At 31.2% G+C, this 23283-nt stretch carries 20 protein-coding genes; 17 read left to right on the forward strand and 3 right to left on the reverse strand.

Annotation, left to right across the window (positions count from 1 at the left end; genetic code table 11):
• Positions 1 to 122 precede the first annotated feature (122 nt).
• The 16 genes from N4A42_RS13280 to N4A42_RS13355 all read left to right on the forward strand — a co-directional run bounded on the left by N4A42_RS13280 (position 123) and on the right by N4A42_RS13355 (position 19633).
• Positions 123 to 1358 (forward strand): UDP-N-acetylglucosamine 1-carboxyvinyltransferase, encoded by a 1236-nt coding sequence (locus tag N4A42_RS13280; protein ID WP_294074916.1) that lies wholly within the window; start codon positions 123 to 125, stop codon positions 1356 to 1358.
• A complete protein-coding gene (locus N4A42_RS13285; RefSeq protein WP_294074918.1) occupies positions 1355 to 3157 on the forward strand; it encodes an asparagine synthetase B family protein in 1803 nt (600 codons plus the stop codon). The genes N4A42_RS13280 and N4A42_RS13285 overlap by 4 nt, the downstream gene beginning before the upstream one ends.
• The gene (locus N4A42_RS13290; protein ID WP_294074921.1) at positions 3154 to 4467 is read left to right on the forward strand and encodes an oligosaccharide flippase family protein; all 1314 of its coding nucleotides are present in this window, start codon (positions 3154 to 3156) and stop codon (positions 4465 to 4467) included. Before N4A42_RS13285 ends, N4A42_RS13290 begins: the two co-directional genes overlap by 4 nt.
• Positions 4468 to 4471: 4 nt before the next feature.
• The gene (murB, locus tag N4A42_RS13295; protein ID WP_294074925.1) at positions 4472 to 5329 is read left to right on the forward strand and encodes a UDP-N-acetylmuramate dehydrogenase; all 858 of its coding nucleotides are present in this window, start codon (positions 4472 to 4474) and stop codon (positions 5327 to 5329) included.
• Positions 5330 to 6517 (forward strand): hypothetical protein, encoded by a 1188-nt coding sequence (locus tag N4A42_RS13300; RefSeq protein WP_294074927.1) that lies wholly within the window; start codon positions 5330 to 5332, stop codon positions 6515 to 6517. It begins immediately after the preceding gene.
• On the forward strand, positions 6514 to 7749 hold the full coding sequence (locus tag N4A42_RS13305; RefSeq protein ID WP_294074930.1) for an O-antigen ligase family protein: 1236 nt from the start codon (positions 6514 to 6516) through the stop codon (positions 7747 to 7749). The genes N4A42_RS13300 and N4A42_RS13305 overlap by 4 nt, the downstream gene beginning before the upstream one ends.
• Entirely contained in the window at positions 7718 to 8245 is a 528-nt protein-coding gene (locus tag N4A42_RS13310) for an acyltransferase (protein ID WP_294074934.1), read from the forward strand. The genes N4A42_RS13305 and N4A42_RS13310 overlap by 32 nt, the downstream gene beginning before the upstream one ends.
• On the forward strand, positions 8238 to 9329 hold the full coding sequence (locus tag N4A42_RS13315; RefSeq protein ID WP_294074936.1) for a glycosyltransferase family 4 protein: 1092 nt from the start codon (positions 8238 to 8240) through the stop codon (positions 9327 to 9329). Before N4A42_RS13310 ends, N4A42_RS13315 begins: the two co-directional genes overlap by 8 nt.
• Entirely contained in the window at positions 9330 to 11468 is a 2139-nt protein-coding gene (locus N4A42_RS13320) for a Gfo/Idh/MocA family oxidoreductase (protein WP_294074939.1), read from the forward strand.
• Positions 11458 to 12648 carry a delta-aminolevulinic acid dehydratase gene (locus tag N4A42_RS13325; protein ID WP_294074942.1) on the forward strand — a complete coding sequence of 397 codons (1191 nt, stop codon included), beginning with the start codon at positions 11458 to 11460 and terminating at the stop codon, positions 12646 to 12648. Before N4A42_RS13320 ends, N4A42_RS13325 begins: the two co-directional genes overlap by 11 nt.
• 2 nt (positions 12649 to 12650) lie before the next feature.
• The gene (locus N4A42_RS13330; RefSeq protein WP_294074944.1) at positions 12651 to 13349 is read left to right on the forward strand and encodes a WecB/TagA/CpsF family glycosyltransferase; all 699 of its coding nucleotides are present in this window, start codon (positions 12651 to 12653) and stop codon (positions 13347 to 13349) included.
• Positions 13350 to 13658: 309 nt separating this feature from the next.
• Positions 13659 to 14753, forward strand: a complete 1095-nt coding sequence (gene wecB / locus N4A42_RS13335) for a non-hydrolyzing UDP-N-acetylglucosamine 2-epimerase (protein WP_294074946.1) — start codon at positions 13659 to 13661, stop codon at positions 14751 to 14753.
• A 92-nt stretch (positions 14754 to 14845) separates the two neighbouring features.
• Positions 14846 to 15934 carry an MraY family glycosyltransferase gene (locus N4A42_RS13340; protein WP_294074948.1) on the forward strand — a complete coding sequence of 363 codons (1089 nt, stop codon included), beginning with the start codon at positions 14846 to 14848 and terminating at the stop codon, positions 15932 to 15934.
• Between the two features lie 79 nt (positions 15935 to 16013).
• The gene (locus tag N4A42_RS13345) at positions 16014 to 16775 is read left to right on the forward strand and encodes a polysaccharide biosynthesis/export family protein (protein ID WP_294074950.1); all 762 of its coding nucleotides are present in this window, start codon (positions 16014 to 16016) and stop codon (positions 16773 to 16775) included.
• Positions 16776 to 16778: 3 nt separating this feature from the next.
• Positions 16779 to 19112, forward strand: a complete 2334-nt coding sequence (locus N4A42_RS13350; protein ID WP_294074953.1) for a tyrosine-protein kinase domain-containing protein — start codon at positions 16779 to 16781, stop codon at positions 19110 to 19112.
• Positions 19113 to 19210: 98 nt separating this feature from the next.
• Positions 19211 to 19633: a CBS domain-containing protein gene (locus N4A42_RS13355; RefSeq protein WP_294074955.1), complete on the forward strand. Its 423-nt coding sequence runs from the start codon at positions 19211 to 19213 to the stop codon at positions 19631 to 19633.
• 27 nt (positions 19634 to 19660) lie between these two features.
• Here N4A42_RS13355 and rpe read toward each other — a convergent pair whose 3' ends face one another.
• The 3 genes from rpe to N4A42_RS13370 form a co-directional block, all read right to left on the reverse strand.
• Positions 19661 to 20323, reverse strand: coding sequence for a ribulose-phosphate 3-epimerase (gene rpe / locus N4A42_RS13360; RefSeq protein WP_294074958.1), 663 nt, complete (start codon positions 20321 to 20323; stop codon positions 19661 to 19663).
• 191 nt (positions 20324 to 20514) lie between these two features.
• Positions 20515 to 21378 (reverse strand): sigma-70 family RNA polymerase sigma factor, encoded by an 864-nt coding sequence (locus N4A42_RS13365; protein WP_094967995.1) that lies wholly within the window; start codon positions 21376 to 21378, stop codon positions 20515 to 20517.
• A 102-nt stretch (positions 21379 to 21480) separates the two neighbouring features.
• Complete coding sequence (locus N4A42_RS13370; protein ID WP_294074963.1) at positions 21481 to 22452, reverse strand: hypothetical protein; 972 nt, start codon at positions 22450 to 22452, stop codon at positions 21481 to 21483.
• Between the two features lie 116 nt (positions 22453 to 22568).
• On the opposite strand from N4A42_RS13370, the gene N4A42_RS13375 reads away from it, so the two are divergent.
• Positions 22569 to 23231 carry a hypothetical protein gene (locus N4A42_RS13375; protein WP_294074965.1) on the forward strand — a complete coding sequence of 221 codons (663 nt, stop codon included), beginning with the start codon at positions 22569 to 22571 and terminating at the stop codon, positions 23229 to 23231.
• The last annotated feature ends 52 nt before the right edge of the window (positions 23232 to 23283 follow it).

The raw sequence follows: 23283 nt of genomic DNA on the forward strand, positions 1-23283 counted from the left end.
TAAGTTAGAGAGCTAATATTAATTTTGTTTAAGGTCTTGCTTGATGCTGCAAGAATTGTTTTAGTTTTGCAATCATTGTTTTTGAGTTATAAACTCAAATTAATTTATTAAGAATATACGTAATGGATGCTATAAGAATTAGTAAATCCCGACTATTAGGTCAAGTAAAGCTTAGTGGAGCTAAAAATAGTGCTCTAAGATTATTGGCTGCTTCTATTTTAACCGATGAGACGGTAGAGCTTTATAATTCACCAAATGGATTGTTAGATATGCAAGTGCATATTAAGATGTTAAATAGAATGGGGAAGACCTGTATACAAGGAGATCGTTATTTGAAAATTGCTGAGGACACTATAAATTCAGAGTTGCTTTGGAGTGAGCGTTCTATTAGAAATTCATTGCTTATATTAGGTGCTTTAACAACAAGATTTGGTGAAGGTAAAGTGCCTTTACCTGGAGGTTGTAAGTTGGGTGAGCGTAAATATGATTTACATGTAATGCTTTTAGAGCAAATGGGAGCTAAAGTGTGGGAAGAAGATGGGTATTTATGTGCAAAAGCTAATGGCAGATTGAAAGGCGGAGATATTCATTTGTCTATGCGTTCAACGGGAGCAACTGAAAATGCTATTTTATGTGCTACATTGGCTTTAGGAACAACAACGGTATGGAATCCACATATACGTCCAGAAATTATAGATCTTATTACAATGCTTAATAAAATGGGAGCTAAAATTAAGGTGTTTGGGCAAAAATGTATCGTTATAGAGGGAGTGGAAAGATTAAGTGGAGTAAGACATAGCGTTATACCAGATAATATGGAGGCTTTAACATGGGCAATTGGTGCTGTGGTAACAAATGGTGATGTGGAAATATTAGATTTTCCTTTCGAGCATTTAGAAGTGCCTTTGGTACATTTAAGAGAAAGTGGTATGAAATTTTATAGAGGTGAAAATTCATTAATCGTTAGAGGTGGCGAAGCCTATCCAATAGATATTAGTACGGGCCCATATCCAGGAATTAACTCAGACATGCAACCATTGTTTGCTGTGTTTGGCGCAGTGTCTAAAGGCGAATCTAGGATTATAGATTTAAGATTTCCTGGGCGTTATGGTTATGCAGAAGAATTGGCCAAAATGGGAATGGATTATCAAGTAGATGGGGACTTACTTAAAATACATGGTGGTAATACGCTAAAAGGAGCAACAGTTTCGGCTCTAGATCTTAGAGCTGGTATTGCTTTGGTTTTAGCTGGTTTAACTGCAGAAGGCGAAACAACCATTGAAAATGCCTGGCAAATAGGTAGAGGTTATGAGGATTTAAAAGGAAAATTAAAAGGGTTACAAGTAGAAATTCTATGAAAGGATTCGTTTTAGTTTGTTATAACAATAATCAGGAGAATAATGTTTCTAATACTGTTTTAGAAAATTACTTATCAGATAGTGACTTTTTGTACAAGAAAAATAAGTATGAAAATAATCTTTACGATAATGTTATAGGCTATCAATTATATAATAATAACGAGCTTGATGAGTCGTATGGTGGTAATGTGTTGCTTACAGGAGAATGTTTTGGAGTATTTAATGATGAGAATAAGATTAAGTATAGCCATAAAGAATATGCAGAATTAGTAGAGCAAAGTGATAAAACTGAATTTGTAAAGTTAGATTCAGATGGGGTTTTTTGTGTTATTGATGAGGATGAGATTTATTTTCAAAATGATATAACTGGTATAAAAAAACTGTTTTATTATAAGGATGATAACCTTTTTATACTTTCTACCAGTGTTCCTTTTTTAATTAGAGCAGTAACCAAATCATGGAGAATAAGAAAAACATCAGTGTTAAGTTATCTGTGTGGTAGAGATGTTAAATGGCCTTATACTTTTATTGATGAAATATTAGTTTTACCACCTTTGTCTATAGCTAATTTGTCTGTTGATGGATTAACTTTGAAATCAATAACTTTTTCTGAACTCTATAATTTAGAAAGAGTTAATAAGTTTGAACTAAAGACAGATTTATATAAGTCATATAAGAATCAAGTTTGTCGGAGAGAAGAAGAAAAAATTGCAGTTACTTTAAGTGGTGGTTATGATTCAAATTGTTTAACCAAGTTGTTTTTGCAATCTAAGCCTAATTCTTTTACTGCTGTTTCTTTAGGTTATGCTTCAAAAAGAGTAGCAGATAAGAATATATATGATGAAACTGTTTATGCGGAAAAAATAGCCAAGAAGTTAAAGATTCCTTTTAAGAGGTATTTAATAAATAAATTGCTCTTTTTTGAGCTTTTAGAAGAATATGTTTCTTTAATTGATCAGCCAGGGCATGATCCGAGTTCAAATTTTATTCTTAATAAGATGCTTAAAAAAGATGGTTTTGAACTTGTTGTAAATGGCTTAGGAGGTGATGCTAACTTTGCTTCAAAAAAATATATCAAAATTGCCTTTTTTCTACATAGTATTTTTTCTAATAATGTCTTGTATTACTTATCTAAGCTTTTTAAGTTTAGAGGACCTTTTACTTATTTTAAGTACCTAAAGGATTTTGGTAATGATATACCAACTTTTTATGAATTATATGAAAAGTCATTATTATTTAGTTCTAATATAGATTCATTTATTTCTGATGAAGCAAAATCATTAATATTAAGAGATAGTCTATCTAGAAAAGATTATATTTTAAATGTTAAATTAAAGAGTAAGTCATTTTTTGATAATTATTACTCTAATACACTTTTATTAAATCCATGTGAATACCATGCAAGTCTCACAGCAGAGCGTTTAAATATTAAAATTCTAATTCCTTTTATAAATGTAAAATCTGTTTTAAAAGTTATTAATGGAAGTCATTACAATAACATTAATAATAGAGAATTTGAAATGGAAATATTTAATGGTATTGATAAAGATTTATTGGCAGATAAAAAGTCTGGGTTTTCTTTTCCTTATACAGAATGGATGCCACCAATAAGTGAAGAGCTGTTCTCTTATTATGAAGATTTAGATTATTTTGATTTGGATAAAGATTTTGATTTTAGGGGATTTGTAAAAAAATATAGAGAGGATAGTGTCTTTTCTAAGAGTATAAAGTCAAACATATTGATTTGGAAACTTTTAAAGGTTAAAAAATTTGTAGAAATTAATCAATTAGAGTTTTGAGAAAAATAATTCAGAATATTAAGAAGACAGATTTTTTATCAAACTTTCTTTCAATATTTACATCTAATATTTTACTTATACTAATTGGTTTAGTCTTTTCTGTTGTTTTGACCAGAGAGTTAGGTCCTACAGATTTTGGGTCCTATTCTATTCTTAATTATTATACATTGTTTTTTGTGTCTTTTACAGAGCTAGGTATTAGACAGAGTACAATTTTTTTTTCAGGTAAGAAAATCTTTAACCTTAATACGCTTTTTTCTGTTAACTTCTATTTTTGGGTGTTTTCTAGCGCTATATGTGTTGTTTTGTTTCTTTTTTTAGCCTTTTTTAAAGATTTAGGTTTTTCAATTGATTTATTGTTGCTTTCGGCACTTATAATACCTCTATCAATAGCAAATACTTATTTAAATGGGTTGTTGTATTCTGCTAATAAAATAAAGAAAACAGCAACGTATACTTTTTTAAATGGGTTATTGAAATTGTTGTTGCTAGTGCTCTTAATTAAAGTTTTAGATTTTAGAATTTATGGTGCAATTATATCTATTGTTGGGTCTTTTTTTATTGTACTCATTTTAAAGATGTTCTTTTTAATTAAAAACAGAATTATTGAATTTCGATTAAGTTTCAATTTTAAAGTGATAAAAAGAGTTTTTAGTAAAGGCGTGCTTTATAGTTTTTCGTTATTTTTATTAAGTAATCAAAAAACAATACCTGTGCTTTTATTGGCTGGCAAAGTAAGTGAGGCAGATATAGGATTTTATAGTGTTGCTTTGGTTTTTACCTCTTTGTTATCTAAATTAAATAATTCTTTGTCGCCATTAATTTTTGTTACAAGTTCTAATACTAAAGATGATAAAAGATCTAGTGAGAATATTCAAAAATTAATGCGCGTTATTGTGGTGTTCTTAGTCTTGATATGTGTTGTGTTGTCATTAGGTATTGATGAAGTAGTAAAGCTTGTTTATGGAGAGAGTTTTTTATACGCAAGTAAAATAGCAATAGTGTTATTTATAGGATTAGTGTTTTATAACATTCTTTTAATTTTGAATATGGACATTGCAGGAAAAGGAGATACTAAAACTATGCTTACTTGTCTCGTGCCTGTGTCTTTTGTAAATGTTTTATTAAACTACATATTTATATCAAAATATGGTGTTATAGGTGCTGCTTCAGCAACGACGATAAGTATGATTTTAGCATCTGCATTTTTTTTATTTCTATATAGTAAAAAAATAAAAACTAATATTACTGATATATTGATGCCTAAAAAAACAGATTGGGATTTTATAAAGAAAATTATAGATAAATAAGATTGTGAAAAGGTTTAGAGATTTTGATTTAACGGATTATAATTCATATAAAGTAAAGAGCTATTGTCGAACAGCTTTTTTTCCAGAGTGTGAGTTAGATATAGTTGATTTATATAAATCTAATAAAGATTATATAGTATTAGGAAGTGGAAATAATGTAATACTTTCAAAATCATATTATGATTCTGATTTTATAATATTCAATGGTAACTTTAATGAGGTTAAGGTAAATAAAGAAAGTAATGAAATTATAGCTGAGGCTGGTGCCGAAATTTATGATGTAAGTAAATTAGCTAAAGAATCAGAATTGACAGGTGCGGAATTTTATTATGACATACCTAGTTCTGTTGGTGGAGCTGTGGTTATGAATGCGGGGACAAAAGAAGGCGAGACAAAAAATATCTTAGCTAAGGTTAGATATTTAGATTTGGAAGACATGTTGGTTAAAGAAAAGTCAAAGAAAGAAATAGAATTTGAGTATAGAAATAGTTTTTTTCAGAAACAAGTAGATAAAATTATTTTAAAGGCTTGGTTTAATTTAAAAAAAGGCAATTACAATGAGATTTCTAATTTAATGTCTGAATCTAAAAAGAGACGTTGGGAAAAACAACCGAGAAATTATCCAAATGCAGGCAGTGTATTTAAAAGACCACCTAATAGATATGTTGGGCCAATGATAGATGAACTAGGATTAAAAGGTTACAGAGTTGGTGGGGCAGAAGTATCTAAAAAGCATTCAGGATTTATTATAAATAGAGGTGATGCTACAGGAAATGACATATTAAACCTAATAAACGAAGTGAAACACCGTGTTTTTGAGAAATACAATGTTAACCTAGAAATAGAGCAAAGAATTATATAGATGAAGATAGGTTTTTTAATATCTAACATTCATACAAAAAGCCAAGGTAATGGTGGGCATTATTATAGCTTAACTACTACTGCAAAAGTGTTGAGCAAACATTTTAATATTGTAATTATCAACATAGGTACAGATGAGTCTTTAGCTTTAAATAAAAGTGAAGGGTTGTCTATTGTTAATGTTTTAAGTTCAAAAAATAAGCTGAATACATTAGGGCTTTTTAAGTCAACGAAAGAGGTTTTAAAGAAAGAGAAAGTAGATGTTATTCATGCATTTGATGATTTGGCATATTTATTTGGTAGAGTGACTTCATTTTTTTTGCATAAACCAATAGTGCTAACAAAGTGTGGTGGTCCAAACCCAAAATTTTATTATCCAAAATCTAAAAATTTAATAACTTATAGCGAAGAAAATTTCAGGTACTTTAAAAGTAAAAAGAAGTACAAAAAATCAAACATCTATTTAATTCCTAATAGAGTAACCTATAGTAAGCAAGATGAAGAAAGAATAGGTGAGCTTAATTCTACATATAGATTAGGTGGCTATGATTATGTGTTTTTACGTATAGCTAGAATAGGAAATGCCTATAAAAAAACTATTAAGCAGTTATTAAATTTGCATGAAAAATTAGCTAAAGATTTTAGGTGTTGTACATTAATAATTGGTTCTATAGAAGATGAAACTGTATACAAGGATCTTAAAAAAAATCAACAAGAGCATGTTCATTTTATAACAGAGAATAAGTATACGATTAAGGCTAATGAACTTATTGATGTAGCAGATGTTGTTCTAGGGACAGGAAGGAGTTTTATGGAGGCTGCTATTCAAAAAAAATTAATGTTAGCTACGATAGCTAATTCAGATTATCCTATTTTAGTTAATGAAGATAATTTTAAACAGTTAAGTGGATTTAACTTTTCACCGAGAGCTATAATTAATGATAGTAATGAACAAAAAACATTATCTGCAATTCAAAATGTGCTTTCTGCTAAAAATCAATATAAAGAATTTGTGCAGTTAAATATTAAAATGTTTAACAGCAGTTTTAAGGTAGATGAGGTTGTAGGAAAGTATATTGATATTTATAAAAATATAGAATTTAAATATAGAGTTAACCTGTTAGATACTATTAAAAACGTTTTGTTTTTAGTAAGGGTATATAATCAAAATAAAAAAGCAGCCAAATGAAAAAGATTATTGTGTTTGTGTTGTTTTTTTTGTTAATGCATTTTGAAAACTATAGTATTGGTCCAGTGAAGATTTCAATAATATGGAAACTTATTTTGCTGCCAATTTTAATTATATATAATTATAAAACTCCTAAAAGGCGAGATATACTAAGATATGAAAAAATTTATAGACCATTATTTTACCTTTCATTACTTAGTCTTTTTAGTTTTTTCTATGACCCTGAGAGTGCTCTAAGGTATTCTAGTTTGTTTTTACTTTTTTATCATTTAGGTGTATATACTTTAGGTTTAAAGCTAGCAACATTAATTAAGTATATTAATTTTTTTAAAACATTTTTCATTATTTGTTTTGTTCCATATTTTTTTGGTTTAGAATCAAAAGGACAGGTTTATGATTTAGAAAAGTATGGAGGAGGTATGGGTGTGTCTGGGCCTTTTGCGAATCCACATACAGCCTCAATGATTTTAGCAATAACAAGTCTTATATGTTTGTTTGTTTTTATAAACTCTAAAAAGAAGAAAGAAAGGTATTGGAATATGGGCTTATTTGCGTTGTCAATATTTTTTTTAGTTAATACATTTGTAAGAACAGGCTTGGCTATGTTTGTTATAGGAGCTTTACCCATATTAATAAAAAAAATTAATATGAAATATGTTGTAAGCGGAGTGTTTTTGATAGGTTTAATAGCTTATGGTTTGTCTTCTTTTGTGGATAGTGATTCTGTGTTTTATAAAAGGTTAATTGGGAAGTCTCGTCACAATGAGGAAAAAACGTTTGAACAAGCTGGAAGTGGGAGAGGGTTACTATTCTTAACGGGTTTAGATATTATAAAAAGTAATGATTCTGCTTTATATATGATTTTTGGATTAGGTGAAGCGAATTTAAAAAAGGAAATAAAAAAAAGAACAGGTAACCTAATTGTAACTCATAATGGATTTTTAGATTTACTTTTAATTACAGGGCTTTTGGGTTTTGCTTTGTTCTTATATTTTCTAATTAAAAATATTGGAATAATTCGAAAGTCAAACTCTAAGCTTCTCAGAGGTTTAGGAATGTCCATTTATTTTACTATTGTTGTAATGGTCTTTTTTCAAGACTTTAAAAGAATTTATCCTTTTTTGTTTCTAATAATCATTAATTCTATAATAATTCAATTATTGAATGATAGTAATAAAAAGATCGACAGTTTTAAAGAAATTGTTAGCGGTATTAAAATGGCTAACGCTTAAGTTATTTTATTTTAATAGCTTAAGGAGTAAAGATGTTTTTTTTATAGGAAAACGACTTAAGTTTTTTATAGAGAAAGGAAATGTGTCTATTGGAAAAAAAGCTAGATTTGCAGATTTTTGTGAAGTTCAGGCAAGAAATAGTACTATAACAATTGGCAATAATTTTAATATTAATAATTTTTCTAGAATAATCTCTTTTTCTGGTATTTCTATTGGGAATAATGTTACAATAGCACAATTTGTGTCTGTTTTAGATCATGATCATCATTACGAGTTCATTGAAAATGAATTAAAATTTGATGGTTATGACACAGGTAAAATAAAAATAGGTAATAATGTTTGGATAGCAGATAAAGCTGTTGTTCTAAGAGGGGTGACAATAGGTGATAATGTTATTATAGCTGCTAATACCGTAGTTAATAAAAATGTTCCCGATAATTGTATAATAGCAGGTGTTCCATTTAAGATAATTAAACAGCTCAATAGTAATGAGTAAAAATATTTTGATAGTAGGTGCAGACTTAACAAGCAATGGAGGTATTGCAAGTGTTATAAAGTCACATTATAAAGCATATCAGTTGAAACCATATCCATTTAATCTTTTTTTGCTAAAGACTAATTATTATAAGGATAAAACCTTACTTTTTGAAATTTTAATACTTTTTAAGGCGTTTTTTTGTTGCTTATATTATATCCTATTTAAGAATGTAAAAGTATTGCACATACATTCTTCAGCAAATATTAGCTTTTTTCGTAAATCTATTTTTGTTTTAATAGGCAAAATTACAGGTAGAAAAGTCGTACTTCATTTACATTCAAGTGACTTTTATGGTTTTTTTTTAACACAAAATCAGATTTTAAAAAAGTACATTAGTTCAGTGTTTAGCCAGGTAGATAAAATAATTGTGCTATGCTCAGATTGGGAAGAAAAGTTAAAGCAGGCTTACAATATAGATCATATTTTGAAAATTGCAAACCCTATAGATTTAGAAGATAGTTCACTAAGTAGTAAAGTAGTGTGTAATGGGGCGAAAAGAATGTTTACTCTGGTGTTTGTCGGTTTTTTAATTGAATCCAAAGGAATTAAAGATTTATTAGAAGCAATGAAACAAATAAACGATAAAGGATATACTAATATAAAATTAATAATTGCCGGTAAAGGGGAACTAGAGTCTTATATTCTTAAATTTGTTGCCAAAAATCAATTATTAAATAGTGTAGATTTTGTTGGTTGGGTTTCAGGTAAGGCTAAAGATAATTTATATAAGAAATCTAATACTTTTATTTTACCATCGTATAAAGAAGGTATGCCAATTTCTATATTAGAAGCTATGAATTTTGGATTACCAATCATTTCTTCAAATATATCAGGGATTCCTGATGTTATTTCAGTGCCAAGAAATGGGTTTCTTGTAACACCTGGAGATGTAAAGCAAATTGTAGAAGCAATCATTCAGTGTTATGAGGATGAAGATTTAATGAAAACTATGAGTAAAAATAATCTAGAAGATATCAGGAATTTTTCTTCACATCAAGTTTTTAATCAAATAACAGAAATATACTCCCAATTACTTAAATAAATGCAACAACTTACACAAAAATTAGGCTCAGGTGATATGGTAATTCAAGAGGTGCCTTATCCACAACTTGGAAAAGGAATGGTTATCGTTAAAAATCATTACTCTATAATTAGTGCAGGTACAGAAGGTTCTACTGTAGTAGCCGCCAGAAAAAGCTTAATAGGCAAAGCAAAAGAACGCCCACAACAGGTAAAGCAAGTCGTAGATACATTAAAAAAGCAAGGGCCTGTGCAAACCTACAGAGCAGTTATGAAAAAACTAGATGCCTATTCGCCTTTAGGTTATAGCTGTGCTGGTGAAGTCATAGAAGTTGGTGAAGGGGTAACAGAGTTCGAAGTTGGAGATAAAGTAGCTTGTGCTGGTGCTGGCTATGCTAATCATGCCGAAATTGTTTCAGTGCCAATCAATCTTTGTGTTAAATTAGATAACAACACCAATTTGCAAGATGCTGCGTATAATACTTTAGGTGCCATATCTATGCAAGGGGTTAGGCAAGCAGATTTACGCTTAGGAGAATCCTGTGTCATTATTGGTCTCGGACTTCTAGGTCAGTTAGCAGCGCTTATTTTAAAAGCTTCTGGTGTTACTGTTATTGGTGTAGATGTTTCTCAAGAAGCTGTAAACCAAGCTATAAAAAACAATGTTGTAGATTTAGGATTAACCCGAAATGCTGCAGGTGCCGAAGAGCAAATTCTAAACGCCACAAATGGTTATGGTGCAGATGCTGTTATTATTGCTGCAGCTACCTCTAGTTTAGATCCTATAAACTTTGCTGGTGCTATAGCGCGCAAAAAAGGTAAAGTTGTGGTTCTTGGAGCTGTACCAACAGGTTTCGATCGCGATCCATTTTGGTATCGTAAAGAGCTAGAACTTAAAATGGCATGCTCGTATGGTCCTGGACGATACGATTTAAATTATGAAGAAAAAGGCATCGATTACCCATTGCCTTATGTACGTTGGACTGAGAAGCGCAACATGGAAGCTTTTCAAAATTTAATTGCTACTAACCGAATCGATATTGGTTATTTAACCACTCACCAATTTGAATTTGATAACGCCAAAGCAGCTTTCGATTTAGTAGTGTCAAAAACCGAACCCTTTACAGGTATTGCCTTAAAATATAATACTCAACGAGCTATCTCTAAAGAAAAGATTAGCACATCAGATAATGATAAACTTGGTAAAGTAAACATTTCATTTATTGGCGCAGGTAGTTATGCACAAGGCAATTTATTGCCAAACATCTCTGAGTCCTCAGAGGTTGGTCGCGTAGGTGTGTTAACCAATACAGGAACCACATCAAAACGTGTAGCCGAAAAATTCAAATTTCAGTTCTGCGCAACACAAGAGGCAGATGTGTTAGACGATAAAACCAATACAGTGTTTGTGGCAACACGTCACGATTCGCATGGGCCTTTCGTACTTAAGGGCTTACAGGCTAATAAAAATGTATTTGTCGAAAAACCAATATGTTTATTAGAGTCAGAATTAGAGCAAATTATAGAAGCGCAATCAAAAGCAAATAAAGCCGTAATGGTTGGGTTTAATAGACGCTTTTCGCCATTAACAGCAAAGCTCAAAAAAGCAGTTGGTAATAATCCTATGACCATGATTTATAGAATTAATGCTGGTGCAATTCCTAAAGAAACCTGGATTCAAGATCCAGAAATTGGCGGCGGAAGAATACTAGGTGAAGTTTGTCATTTTATAGATTACCTAACGTACCTTAACGGAAGTTTACCAATCAAAATTTCAGCAGTAGCCTTACCAGATGCTAATCAGTTAAACGATACTCTAAATATTTTAATTCAGTTTCAAAATGGTTCAAATGGTGTTATTGGTTACTATGCTAATGGTTCAAAAGCAATGACCAAAGAGTATGTTGAGGTGTTTTCTGCAGGAATGTCTGCAACCTTAAACGACTTTAAAGAGCTTAAAATCTTTGGAAAAGGGAAGCCTAAAAAAGATAAACTTCTCAACCAAAATAAAGGTCAAAAAGAAATGGTAAACGCTTTTGTAAATGGTTTACTTAACGACGGAAAAGCACCAATTCCATTTCAAGATATTGTAGCAGTAACAAAAGCATCGTTTAAAGCTTTAGAATCTATAAGACGTGGTGGAGAACAAATTGAAATATAAAGTTTCTGATAGCTTTTTAAAACTAAAAGCCTATTGCGAAGCAGAACAATACAAAGGCTGGGATCCTTATGATGGCTTAAACTCCAAAGTGTTTCAAGCCTTACCTCTTAAACATTGGGACTTGGCTAGATTAGCTTGGATTCAAGGGTTCAAACGTAGCCCAATCAACTTTCGTAAGTTACTGCTGGTTCCAAAAGAATACAATACCAAAGGTGTAGCCTTATTTCTGTTAGGGTATTGCAAATTATACCATTTAGCAAAAAAAGGGTGCAATGATTTCGGTACCGAAGAGGAATTACTTCAAAAAATAAAAGACATCACAAAACTTTTATTAAGCTTAAGAAGCAAAGGGTATTCAGGATCAGCTTGGGGGTATAATTTCGATTGGCAAGCCAGACGCCTATTTCTCTTTAAAAAACATACGCCAACTGTAGTAGCCACTTGTTTTTGTGTTGAAGCTTTAATTGAAAGCTATGAAATTACTAAAGACAAAACAGTTTTAGAAGAAACGCTAACAGCAGCTAATTTTGTATTAAACGATTTGTCTAGAACACCTCATGGCAAAGGTCATATTTTTTCATATAGTGTAAAAGATGGCAATAATACAGTCATTAATGCGTCGCTATTAGGTGCTAAAATCTTAAGCTATTCATACAAATACAACAAGATCCAAGAACATGCAGACATGGCAAAAAAAGCTGTGGTTGCGGCATGCGAACTTCAAGAAGAAGATGGCTCTTGGATTTACGGATTGTTACCAGTGCAGTCTTGGAAAGATAGTTTTCATACAGGCTTTAATCTAGATGCTATTGAGACATACCAACAAAATACAGGAGATACATCATTCCAAAAATATATAGATAAAGGTTGGCAATATTATATAGATAACTTTTTTGAAGCAGATGGTAAACCAAAATATTACCACAATAAAACATACCCTATAGATATTCACTGTCCAGCACAAGTTATAGTAACAGCTTCAAAGCTTAATCAATTCAAAAACAAAGAAGAAGTATTAGATAAAACTTTAAACTGGACCATAAACCATATGCAATCAAATAAAGGCTACTTTTATTACCAGTATAGAAAAGGTGTCAGCTCTAAAATATCCTATATGCGTTGGAGTAATGCCTTTATGTTTAATGCAATGGCACACTATCATTTAGAAAAACACCAATAATTATGAAATCTCAAGCCCTAAATAATGTTATAACATATGCGCCAAAGTCAAGAAACGAACTTATAGAGTACGCTTTTGCGCATAAAAAAATCCTCGTGGCGGTTAATGCCGAAAAAATCCTGCATGCAACAGATCAGAGTAGATCCATTATCAATAGAAATTTAGGATATCCAGATGGTATTGGTGCGGTTTGGGCACTACACAAAAAAGGCTACAAAGATGTGGTTAAAATTCCAGGATGCGAACTGTGGTTAGATATTGTAGAAAAATATCATAAAACAAAAACATTCTATCTAGTAGGGGGTAAACAAGAAGTTATTGAGGCAACAATAGCTAAATTAAAACAAGAATTCAAAGGCATTCATATCTGCAATTACAGAAATGGCTACATTAAAACAGATGAAGAAGAAAAAGCATTAATAGAAGATATTACAAAACACCAACCCGATGCGGTTTTTGTTGCCATGGGCTCTCCAAAGCAAGAACTACTCATGGAGCGTATCCAAAACCATCACAAAGCTGTTTTTCAAGGGCTAGGTGGTAGCTTCGATGTCTATACCGGAAACGTAAAACGAGCACCACAATGGTGGGTGAAGAATAATATGGAGTGGACCTATAGATTATTAAATCAACCCTCACGTATTAAAAGACAAATACATTTAGTACGCTTCTTTTTTAATCTTATTCTAGGGAAATATTAAGTCCAGATTAAATTTTTTCGTAAAATCATTAAATATTCGTTGTTTTTACTAAAAAGTATCTAAAAATTGAATATTTTCGGCACAATTATGAAAAACATAAGTACATTTGAGTTAAAAGCGCAACCAAAGCCTCTTTGTATCTCCTTCGGGTCTCCTTCGGGTCTCCTTCGGGTCATATTCGGGTCATATTCGGGTAAGCGCTCGGTTTTTCCTACAAATCATATGAGTTTGTCTTTTAGTAATCTGAAAAATAGTTAATTAGATTAAAGGCGAATATGAAAACAACCCTAAAACTAACCAACAACCATTATGTATAATATTACAATCATAGCAGGAGCTAGGCCAAATTTTATGAAAATTGCTCCCATAATTCACGCTATAGAAGAGGCAAAACGCAATCAAAAAGAAATAGATTATAGATTAGTGCATACAGGCCAGCATTACGATAAAAATATGTCTGGCAGTTTCTTTGAACAGCTTAATATACCAGAGCCACACGTTAATTTAGAGTGTAGTGGTGGTACTCAAGCTGAGCAAACAGCTGCTATTTTAGTTAATTTTGAAAAAGAATTAATGGCTAACCCAGCAGATTTGGTGTTAGTTGTTGGTGATGTAACATCTACAATGGCATGTGCCTTAGTAGCGCAAAAACTGCACACCAAAGTAGCTCACGTAGAAGCAGGTATTAGATCAGATGATTGGACCATGCCAGAAGAAATCAACAGATTAGTAACAGATAGCATTACTAATTATTTCTTTACAACCTCAGAGCTAGCTAATCAAAACTTAAGAAGCAATGGTGTTAATGAAGAACAAATTTTCTATGTTGGTAACACTATGATTGATACGTTGTTAAAACAACAACCAAGCTTTAAAGCACCACCAATCTGGGATCAGTTAAAACTAAAGCCAAAAACATACTTAGTAATGACACTTCATCGACCAGCAAATGTTGATGAAGAAAGTCAATTAAAAGCAATGATAGATGAAATTGTGAATCACTCTAGAGATTTACCTTTGATTTTTCCTGTGCACCCAAGAACAGCAAAAATATTAGAGCGATTAGAGATTTCTCACCCAAGGTTACATACCGTAGCACCATTAAGTTATTTAGAGTTTAATTATTTGGTAAAGCATGCCAAAGCGGTAATAACAGATTCTGGCGGTATTACAGAAGAGGCATCAGTAATGAATGTACCCTGTATGACCTTACGTGATAATACAGAACGTCCAGAGACCATAACTTTAGGAACTAATGAGCTGGTAGGAACCAATCCAGAATCTATAAAGCCTTATTTGAATAAGCTTTTTGAAGGTGATTGGAAATCCTATAGAACAATTCCGTTATGGGATGGTAAGACGGCTACAAGAATTGTATCTCATATTCTAGATTTAACAGTTTAATTACATTTTAGGCAGCTTTGTTATAGACATTTAAAGGATTATTTAGAAATTTGTATATTTCTAATCCCCTAGGATGTTTAAAAATCAGAATTATGATTAAAACATTACTTAAAAATTTTTCACCCGAGAATAATATTACGCTTTGGCTTATAGCGGCATTTTTGTTGGCGTTTATAATTGCCTATAGAACATTTCCAACCATACTATATGTGGCTAAAGAAAAGCATTTAATGGATGAACCAGATAGTCGTAGTATGCACACCAATACAACACCAACATTAGGTGGAATAGGTATTTTTGTAGGTCTTATAGTTGTAATGACTATTGTAGGGGCTTTTTTAAATACTAAAGTGTTACTTTTAGTCATGGGAGGATTAACCATTCTCTTCTTTTTAGGACTCAAAGATGATTTAACAACCTTGTCAGCAGGTAAAAAGTTTATGGGACAGCTACTTGTGGCAGGATTACTTATTGTTTTTACTAATACAAGAATTATTGGTTTTTCAAATATAATGGATGTAGATGTGTTACCATATTGGATTTCAATTGGTTTTACTTTGTTTGTGTACGTTTTAATTATAAATGCCTATAATTTAATTGATGGAGTGGATGGTTTAGCGGGTACAATTGCATTTTGTGTGAGTGGTGTGTTTGTGTACCTTTTCGTAAAGTCTAATGAATTAAGCTTAGCAACAATAGCTATTGCACTTTGTGGGAGTCTTATAGCGTTTTTAAGATTAAACTTTTCTAATAAGAACAAAATATTTATGGGGGATACAGGCTCTATGATTGTAGGCTTCTTATTAGCGTTTTTTACCATTAGTTTTATTAATATAGCTCAAGTAGATAAAACATCTATATATTATAAAGCTTCACCAGCTTTAGCGTTTGCATTATTGTTTTATCCGCTTATGGATACCTTAAGAATCTTTGTTATAAGAATTATAATTCATAAAACAAGCCCTTTTAAAGCAGATAGGAACCATATTCATCATAGGTTTATTGATAATGGCTATAGTCATATAACGACTACTCTATTAATATGTAGTATTAATGTTATTGTTATTAGTATAGCGTTTAATCTCTTGCATCTCAACCTTAATACACAAATAATTTTTCTTTTAATCTATGGGTCTGTACTTTATATGTTGCCTTTTTTAACAAAGAGGGTAATAAAGTGATTATTTTTTAAAAGTATAAATGCTTTTGCAAGTCCTCTAAATGCGATTATATTTGTCGTACTTATAATATTGATTTTTAATGAAAATAAGAATTTTAAGCTTGTTGGCATTAGTGATACTAAACTCTTGCGCTTCAAAAAAGCAAATACTTTATATGCAAGATGCTCTTCAACAAGGAAATGGAGCAGTTAATTATGAATCAGCAAATATTCAACCTAATGATATCTTAAAAATAACGGTAGAGAGTTTAGTGCCTGAAGCAGCTATTCCTTATAACAAGTCTACAGCTATAGGTAATATTCCACAGAACCTACAAATATTACAATTAGATGGCTATTTAGTATCCTTAGAAAATACAATTAATTTCCCAGTTTTAGGTGAAATATCCACAGCAAACAAGACAACTAAAGAGTTAGAAATCATAATCAAAGAGAAATTAATCTCTGAAGGACACTTAGCCAATCCTAATGTTAATGTAAGACTTATAAATGCAAAAGTAACCATACTTGGCGAGGTTAATAAGCCTGGTACGTATAGTTTTACTGAACAAAATATTACATTATTACAAGCATTGGGTTATGCAAATGATTTAACCATCAATGGCAAGCGTGAAGATGTACTAATTACTAGAGAAGTAGATGGTATCCGAAAGGTGTCACATATAGATTTAACATCTGCTGCTTTTATGAATAGCGAATATTATTTTATTAAACCTAATGATGTAATTGTTGTAAATCCAAACAACCCTAAAGTTAAAAGTGCTGGTTTTATTGGTAATGTAGGTACCATACTTACAATAGCTTCTTTAGCGCTTAGTGTTACAATTTTACTTACAAGATAAACTATGGAAGATCAATTTAATAGAAGCTTATTTGGGGAAGAGGATACTATTGACATAAAGTCTGAAATTAAGCAATACTTAAGGTATTGGCCATGGTTTGTAATCACACTTTTATTAACATTAGTTAGTGCATATCTATATTTAAGATACGCACCACGTGTTTTTGAAACCTATTCTAAAGTTAAAATTTTAGACGAGTCAGAAGGATTAGAACTACCGACGTCTGCATTTATATTTAAGCGTACAAATATCAATCTAGAGAATGAAATTGAAATAATAAGCTCTTATCTTATTATGGAAAAGGTGGTTAGAGAATTGAATTTAAATACGAGTTTTTATGAAGAAGGTACCATTCAAACCAAACAGATAGAGTCTCTTCCTTTTGGTTTTGAGCAAATTATTAAACCCGATAGTATAAATACGCCGTTATCGTATAAAGTTGAACTTAATAATAAAGGGTTGCTAATAACAAATTTAAAAACAGATAAAGTTTTTGATTTTGATACCCATTCTACTTTTGCAAAAAATCACCGATTACCATTTAATATTAAGCTAAATGATCCTCTACTTTTAGAAGATGTGGCTGAGAATGCTTATATAATTGTTTTTAAGTCTATAAAGGAGAGTGTATTAAAGCTTAAAGAAAAAATAACTGTTGAAGCGATAGGAGGGCAAAGTGATTTATTGAAGTTATCTATCAAAGGTGAAAGTAAAGAGCTTTCAGAAAAGATTTTAAACACATTAATGGATGTGTTTGATGATGATGGTATTAATGATAGACAATTAGTGTCTAAGCGTACCTTAGATTTTATTGATGAAAGGTTTGTTTTCTTAGCAAAAGAATTAGATTCTATAGAGATTGACAGGCAAGGATTTAAGCAAGATAACAATATTATAGACATAGCCACAGACGCTGAGTTAGGGCTACAACAGCGCACTAAATCTGAAGAAGAAGTTTTTCAATTAGAAAACCAATTATCACTTTCTAAGTTATTAAAAAACTCACTAATGAGTGAGTCACAGTCAGATTTATTACCTGCAAACATAGGTATAGAAAATTTAGGAATTAATGCTCTTATAGCTGAGTATAATGCTGCCGTAATTGATAAAGATAAGTTGTCTAATGGTGGTGGATCAAATAACCCTTCGGTTAAATTAGCAGAACGTCAAGTAGCAGATTTAAAGTCTAATATTAACCGATCATTAAAAGCTTATACAAATCAAGTAGAAACGACTTTACTTCAATTGAAAAATAAAAATCGCAGATTATCAGGGAAGGTGTCTCAAATACCTGAGCAGGAGCGATTGTTTAAAGCCATAGAACGCCAACAAAAAATAAAGGAAAGTTTGTATCTATTACTTTTGCAAAAAAGAGAAGAGGCGGCAATTAATTTAGCAATAACAGAACCCTCAATAAAAGTTGTAGAAAATGCACTGTCTGGTGTAAAACCTATTTCTCCTAAGCCAAGTATAGTTTATGCTGGTGCTTTTTTGGCAGGGTTACTTATTCCTTTTGGTGTATTGTATCTCATCTTTATGCTAGATACTAAATTGCATACTAAAGAAGATGTTGCCAAAGTCACTTCTAAAATTCCTGTAATTGGTGAAATACCAAATTTAAAGAAGAAAGGAAACATAATTTTTAATGACCCTAATGATCGTTCACCGCTTGCTGAATCATTTAGAATTTTAAGTTCTAATGTTGATTATATCTTGCCAATAAATGAAGGGAAAAAGGGAAAAGTTATTTATTGCACTTCTACCATTAAAGGAGAAGGGAAAACTTATGTAAGTCTTAACCTCTCACTAGCACTTTCTAGTATCAATAAGCGTGTGTTACTTATAGGTGCAGATTTAAGAAATCCTCAAGTGCATACGCATATCAAAGAAGATAAGCAAAAGCCAGGATTATCTAATTATCTTCATGATGTTAATTATGATTGGAAAGATGCTTTAATAAGCGGTTTTGATAAGCATCCAAATCATCATATTATTTTATCTGGAAGCATACCTCCAAACCCAGCTCATTTATTAACAAATGGTCGTTTTAAGAAACTTGTAGATGAGGCTAAAGAAATGTATGATTATGTTGTAATTGATACAGCTCCTACAATATTGGTCACGGACACCATGCTGATTTCTCAATTTGCAGATGCAACTATTTATATTGCACGAGCAAATTATACAGAAAAGAATCTGTTAAATTTTTCTAAAGAACTCTCAGAAAGTGGTAGGCTTAAGAATATGGCTTATGTGATAAACAGTGTTGGTGCTAGTAAGTCTTATGGTTATAATTATGGTTATAATTATGGTTATGGTAGTGTAGAGACTAATTAGTTATAATTGTTCTTGACAACTTTTTTTAACATGATATTTGTCATGGTTTCTCCCAGTTTTATAAGTTACTTTTAATAGAGAAATTTAAAACTATAGCCATGAAATACATACCACCAATTTCTGAAATAATGACCAAAAATATCATTGCTCTTAATAGAGATGATGATTTAGAAACGGCTGAAATACTTTTTAAAAGACATAAAATAAGACATATTCCTGTGGTGAACGGTGAAGTAATTATAGGTATGCTTAGTTATTCTGATTTGCTGCGTATAAGTTTTGCAGATGCTGTTTATGAAACCGAGGAAGAAGTAGATACCTTAGTATACAATATGTTTACTATAGAGCAGGTAATGGTTAAAAATGTAATTACTGTTACATCAACAACAACCATAAAAGAGGTTGCTGAAATATTGGCAGAAAAAGAATTTCATGCATTACCAGTTGTAGACAATGGATGTTTAGTAGGTATAGTTACTACTACAGATTTATTAAACTATCTATTAGAGCAATTTAAATAAATAAAAAAAGCGCCTTAGGCGCTTTTTTTATTTATTAGCTAAGGCTTTTAAATTTTTAATCGTAGCAAGCGGATTATGACTTTTAAAGACGTGACTCCCAGCTACAAAAGTGTCAGCACCAGCTTCAACTAATTTTTCTATATTTTTATCTGTAACTCCTCCATCAATTTCAATACGCGTATCTAATCCTTGCTCATTAATCATTTGGTGAAGTTTTTTTATACGTTGGTACGTAACTTCTTCAAACTTTTGTCCGCCAAATCCAGGATTAATAGACATTAAAAGAATCATATAACACTCTGGCAAAATGTCTTCTAAAACATTAATAGGAGTTGTAATGTTTAAAACAATACCTGCTTTACAACCAGCATCTTTTATTTGTCTGAGCGTTCTGTGTAAGTGTACAGTAGATTCATAATGTACAGTAATGATATCTGCTCCAACTTTAGCAAATTCTTCAATGTAACGCTCAGGTTTTTCAATCATTAAATGAACATCTAATGGTTTGGTGGCATGTTTTTTTATAGCAGCTATTACTGGCATTCCGTAAGAGATGTTAGGTACAAAGTGCCCATCCATTACATCTATGTGAAACCAATCTGCATCACTATTATTTACCATTTCTGTATCTCGTTGTAAGTTGCCAAAATCAGCGGCAAGCATTGAGGGAGCTATTAATTTTGAAGACATTATTATGTTGAATTGTTATTGCTGCAAATGTAATTAAAATAAAGTCTTCCTGTAGTTAAGAGTAAAAGAAAGCTTATAAAAAGTGAACCCACGGTAATCAGCCGTGGGTTCTTTCATCAATCAAAAAACGAACAGTTATGTTTTGTAACTGTTGTTACCTTTATTTAAGTTGGTCGCTAAATATACAAAAACTAACCTAAATATGTCTTTAATATTTTACTTCTCGACGTGTGTTTTAAACGTCTTATCGCTTTTTCTTTTATTTGTCTAACTCTTTCGCGTGTTAAATCAAAAGTTTCTCCAATTTCTTCTAAGGTCATTGGGTGTTGGTTTCCTAATCCAAAATATAAACGAATCACATCTGCCTCACGAGGTGTTAACGTCTCTAGTGCACGTTCAATTTCTGTACGTAAAGATTCATGTAATAAATCTTTATCCGGATTTGGTGACTCACCACTACGTAATACATCGTATAAGTTAGAATCTTCACCTTCTACTAATGGAGCATCCATAGATACGTGTCGACCAGAATTTTTCATAGATTCTTTAACGTCGTTAATAGTCATATCTAATTCCTTAGCAATTTCTTCTGCTGACGGAGGACGCTCATGACTTTGTTCTAGGAAAGCGAACGTTTTATTAATTTTATTAATAGAACCAATCTTATTGAGAGGTAAACGAACGATACGAGATTGCTCTGCTAATGCTTGTAAGATAGATTGTCTAATCCACCAAACGGCATAGGAGATAAATTTAAAACCACGAGTTTCATCAAAACGTTGTGCAGCTTTTATTAATCCTAAATTACCTTCGTTGATTAAATCTGGTAATGTTAATCCTTGATTTTGATATTGCTTAGCAACAGATACCACGAAACGTAAATTAGCTTTAGTTAATTTTTCTAAAGCAATTTGGTCACCTGCTTTTATACGCTGAGCTAATTCTACTTCTTCATCTGCGGTAATTAAGTCAACCTTACCAATTTCTTGTAGGTATTTATCTAATGAAGCAGTTTCTCTATTGGTAACCTGCTTGGTGATTTTTAGTTGTCTCATGTAATTTTTGCGTTTTAAACAATTGTTATAGCATTACTGCTGCATATTGTTATACGTATGAAAGTAATAAAATGTTACATAATAATTAAAAAAATATTAAAACTATTCAAAATCTAGAACTTGAGTTGCTTTTATAAGTTGATATAACGCATTAATCTTAGAATAGATTTTGTTGAAAAATGTTAATTTTTCTTTTTCTCCTGCTGTGTTTAGAAGTTTAGAACTTTGCAATTGTTTTTTTAAAAAGGCTTCAGCTTGTCGGCATGTGGTTTTGTCAGAACTTTGATAGTAAGATAATATTGTAAAAGGGACAAAAAGCGATTGTCTATCTGGTGTGCTTACCAAAACATTATTATTCATTAACAATAGTTCATTGTAGTAAAAAAAATAACTATCGTTATTGGGTTTTACTTGCTCAGAAATAGTAATAATTAATTTTTTCAGATCATTACATAGCTGTAACGCAGTAGTATTAGACACAAGACCAGCTTGATTATAAAAATGAATTTGTTTTAATGTACTGTTAATAGTGGTAGTGTCCCAAATCTCGGTTGTATTTAGGTTTTTATAGAGTTGCCCAAGTGCTTTAGCAGAAGCTATGGTTTGTACTCTTAAAGAAAAGGATTCAAAATCTTTAGAATCCATAGAAGAATCTAAAAGTTTTAACCAAACATATATTTTAAAACGGCTTAGAAGATTGTTTTCTAAGGTGTAAAATAACGGAATGTCTTTTGCAGAATATAAAATATGGCAATTTTTTTGATTTAAAAGTGGGCTTAGCGAAGTAAAAGAGTCTTCAAAATAATTTTTCAATTCTTCCTCATTGCGAATAGATTTAGTTTTTTCAACAGCAATGATATGTTTCTCAGTGTTTTCAAAAAGTTGGTCTAATGATAGATTGTAATACTTAGCTAGTATAACGCTTTCATCTAGCGAAAATTTACTTTTACAAGACGTACGTCGATGTGCTGCGTCATAGCTAATATCTAATGCTGTGGCAATGGCTTCGTTTAATGAGGTTCCTTTAGGTAATTCGGATTGTAATTTTTCTAATAGTTGTTTCTGAAACATCATTAAACATAATTACATTTTGTGATAATCGCAAAATATAATTTACTTTTTCGTGATTAAAGAAATTTTAGATGTAATTATAGCAATAATTTTGAATTGAATTTAAAACTTATGTTATTATGAAATCTATGATTGCAACTAGTCTATTTTTTTTGTTAAGTCTGAGTCTTATAGCGCAAAATGATTCAATTATACAAAGACAAAACCATAATGGTTATGATTTGTTTAATGGGTATTGGAAAACCGTTACATTTAAGCTAGGCGGAGGAGTGTTAATGCCTCAAGGCGAATTAAAAAACTACTTTGGTGTTTCGCCATTAATTGAATTAAGTGTAGATTTTCCTGTGACAGATTCAAAATCATTAGAGTTGGCTTTACAATTTGTAGTGCCAGAGCAAAGACAAGGATTTGAGTATGCAAGACTAACAGATACCATACAAACTAAAGCTACTTTTTTATTTAATCCTATGTTGAGGTTTAAAAAGAACCTTATAAAATCTGACCATAAAAAATTATTGCTTGGCTTGGGGCTTGGTGCATCTGTAATTACTACAGATGCAAGAAATACTGATTTCTTTGATACTTCAGACGATAGAAAAAAATACGAAGTTATAACTGCATTTTTAATTTCACCTAGTTTGGGTTATGCAAAAACATTTAAAAATAATAATGAATTCACTTTTAGTATAGGGCTTAATTATTCTCCTTACAAAGTAGAAGGCTCAATTCGAGAGGATATTGGAGGTGTAGCTATTATGCCAAGGATTTTATATAGCTTTTAAGCAAAAAAAACCTCACAGGTTTCAAAAACCTGTGAGGCTGTAAATTAAAAAA

The organism is Winogradskyella sp. (assembly GCF_025210595.1).
GTDB lineage: Bacteria > Bacteroidota > Bacteroidia > Flavobacteriales > Flavobacteriaceae > Winogradskyella.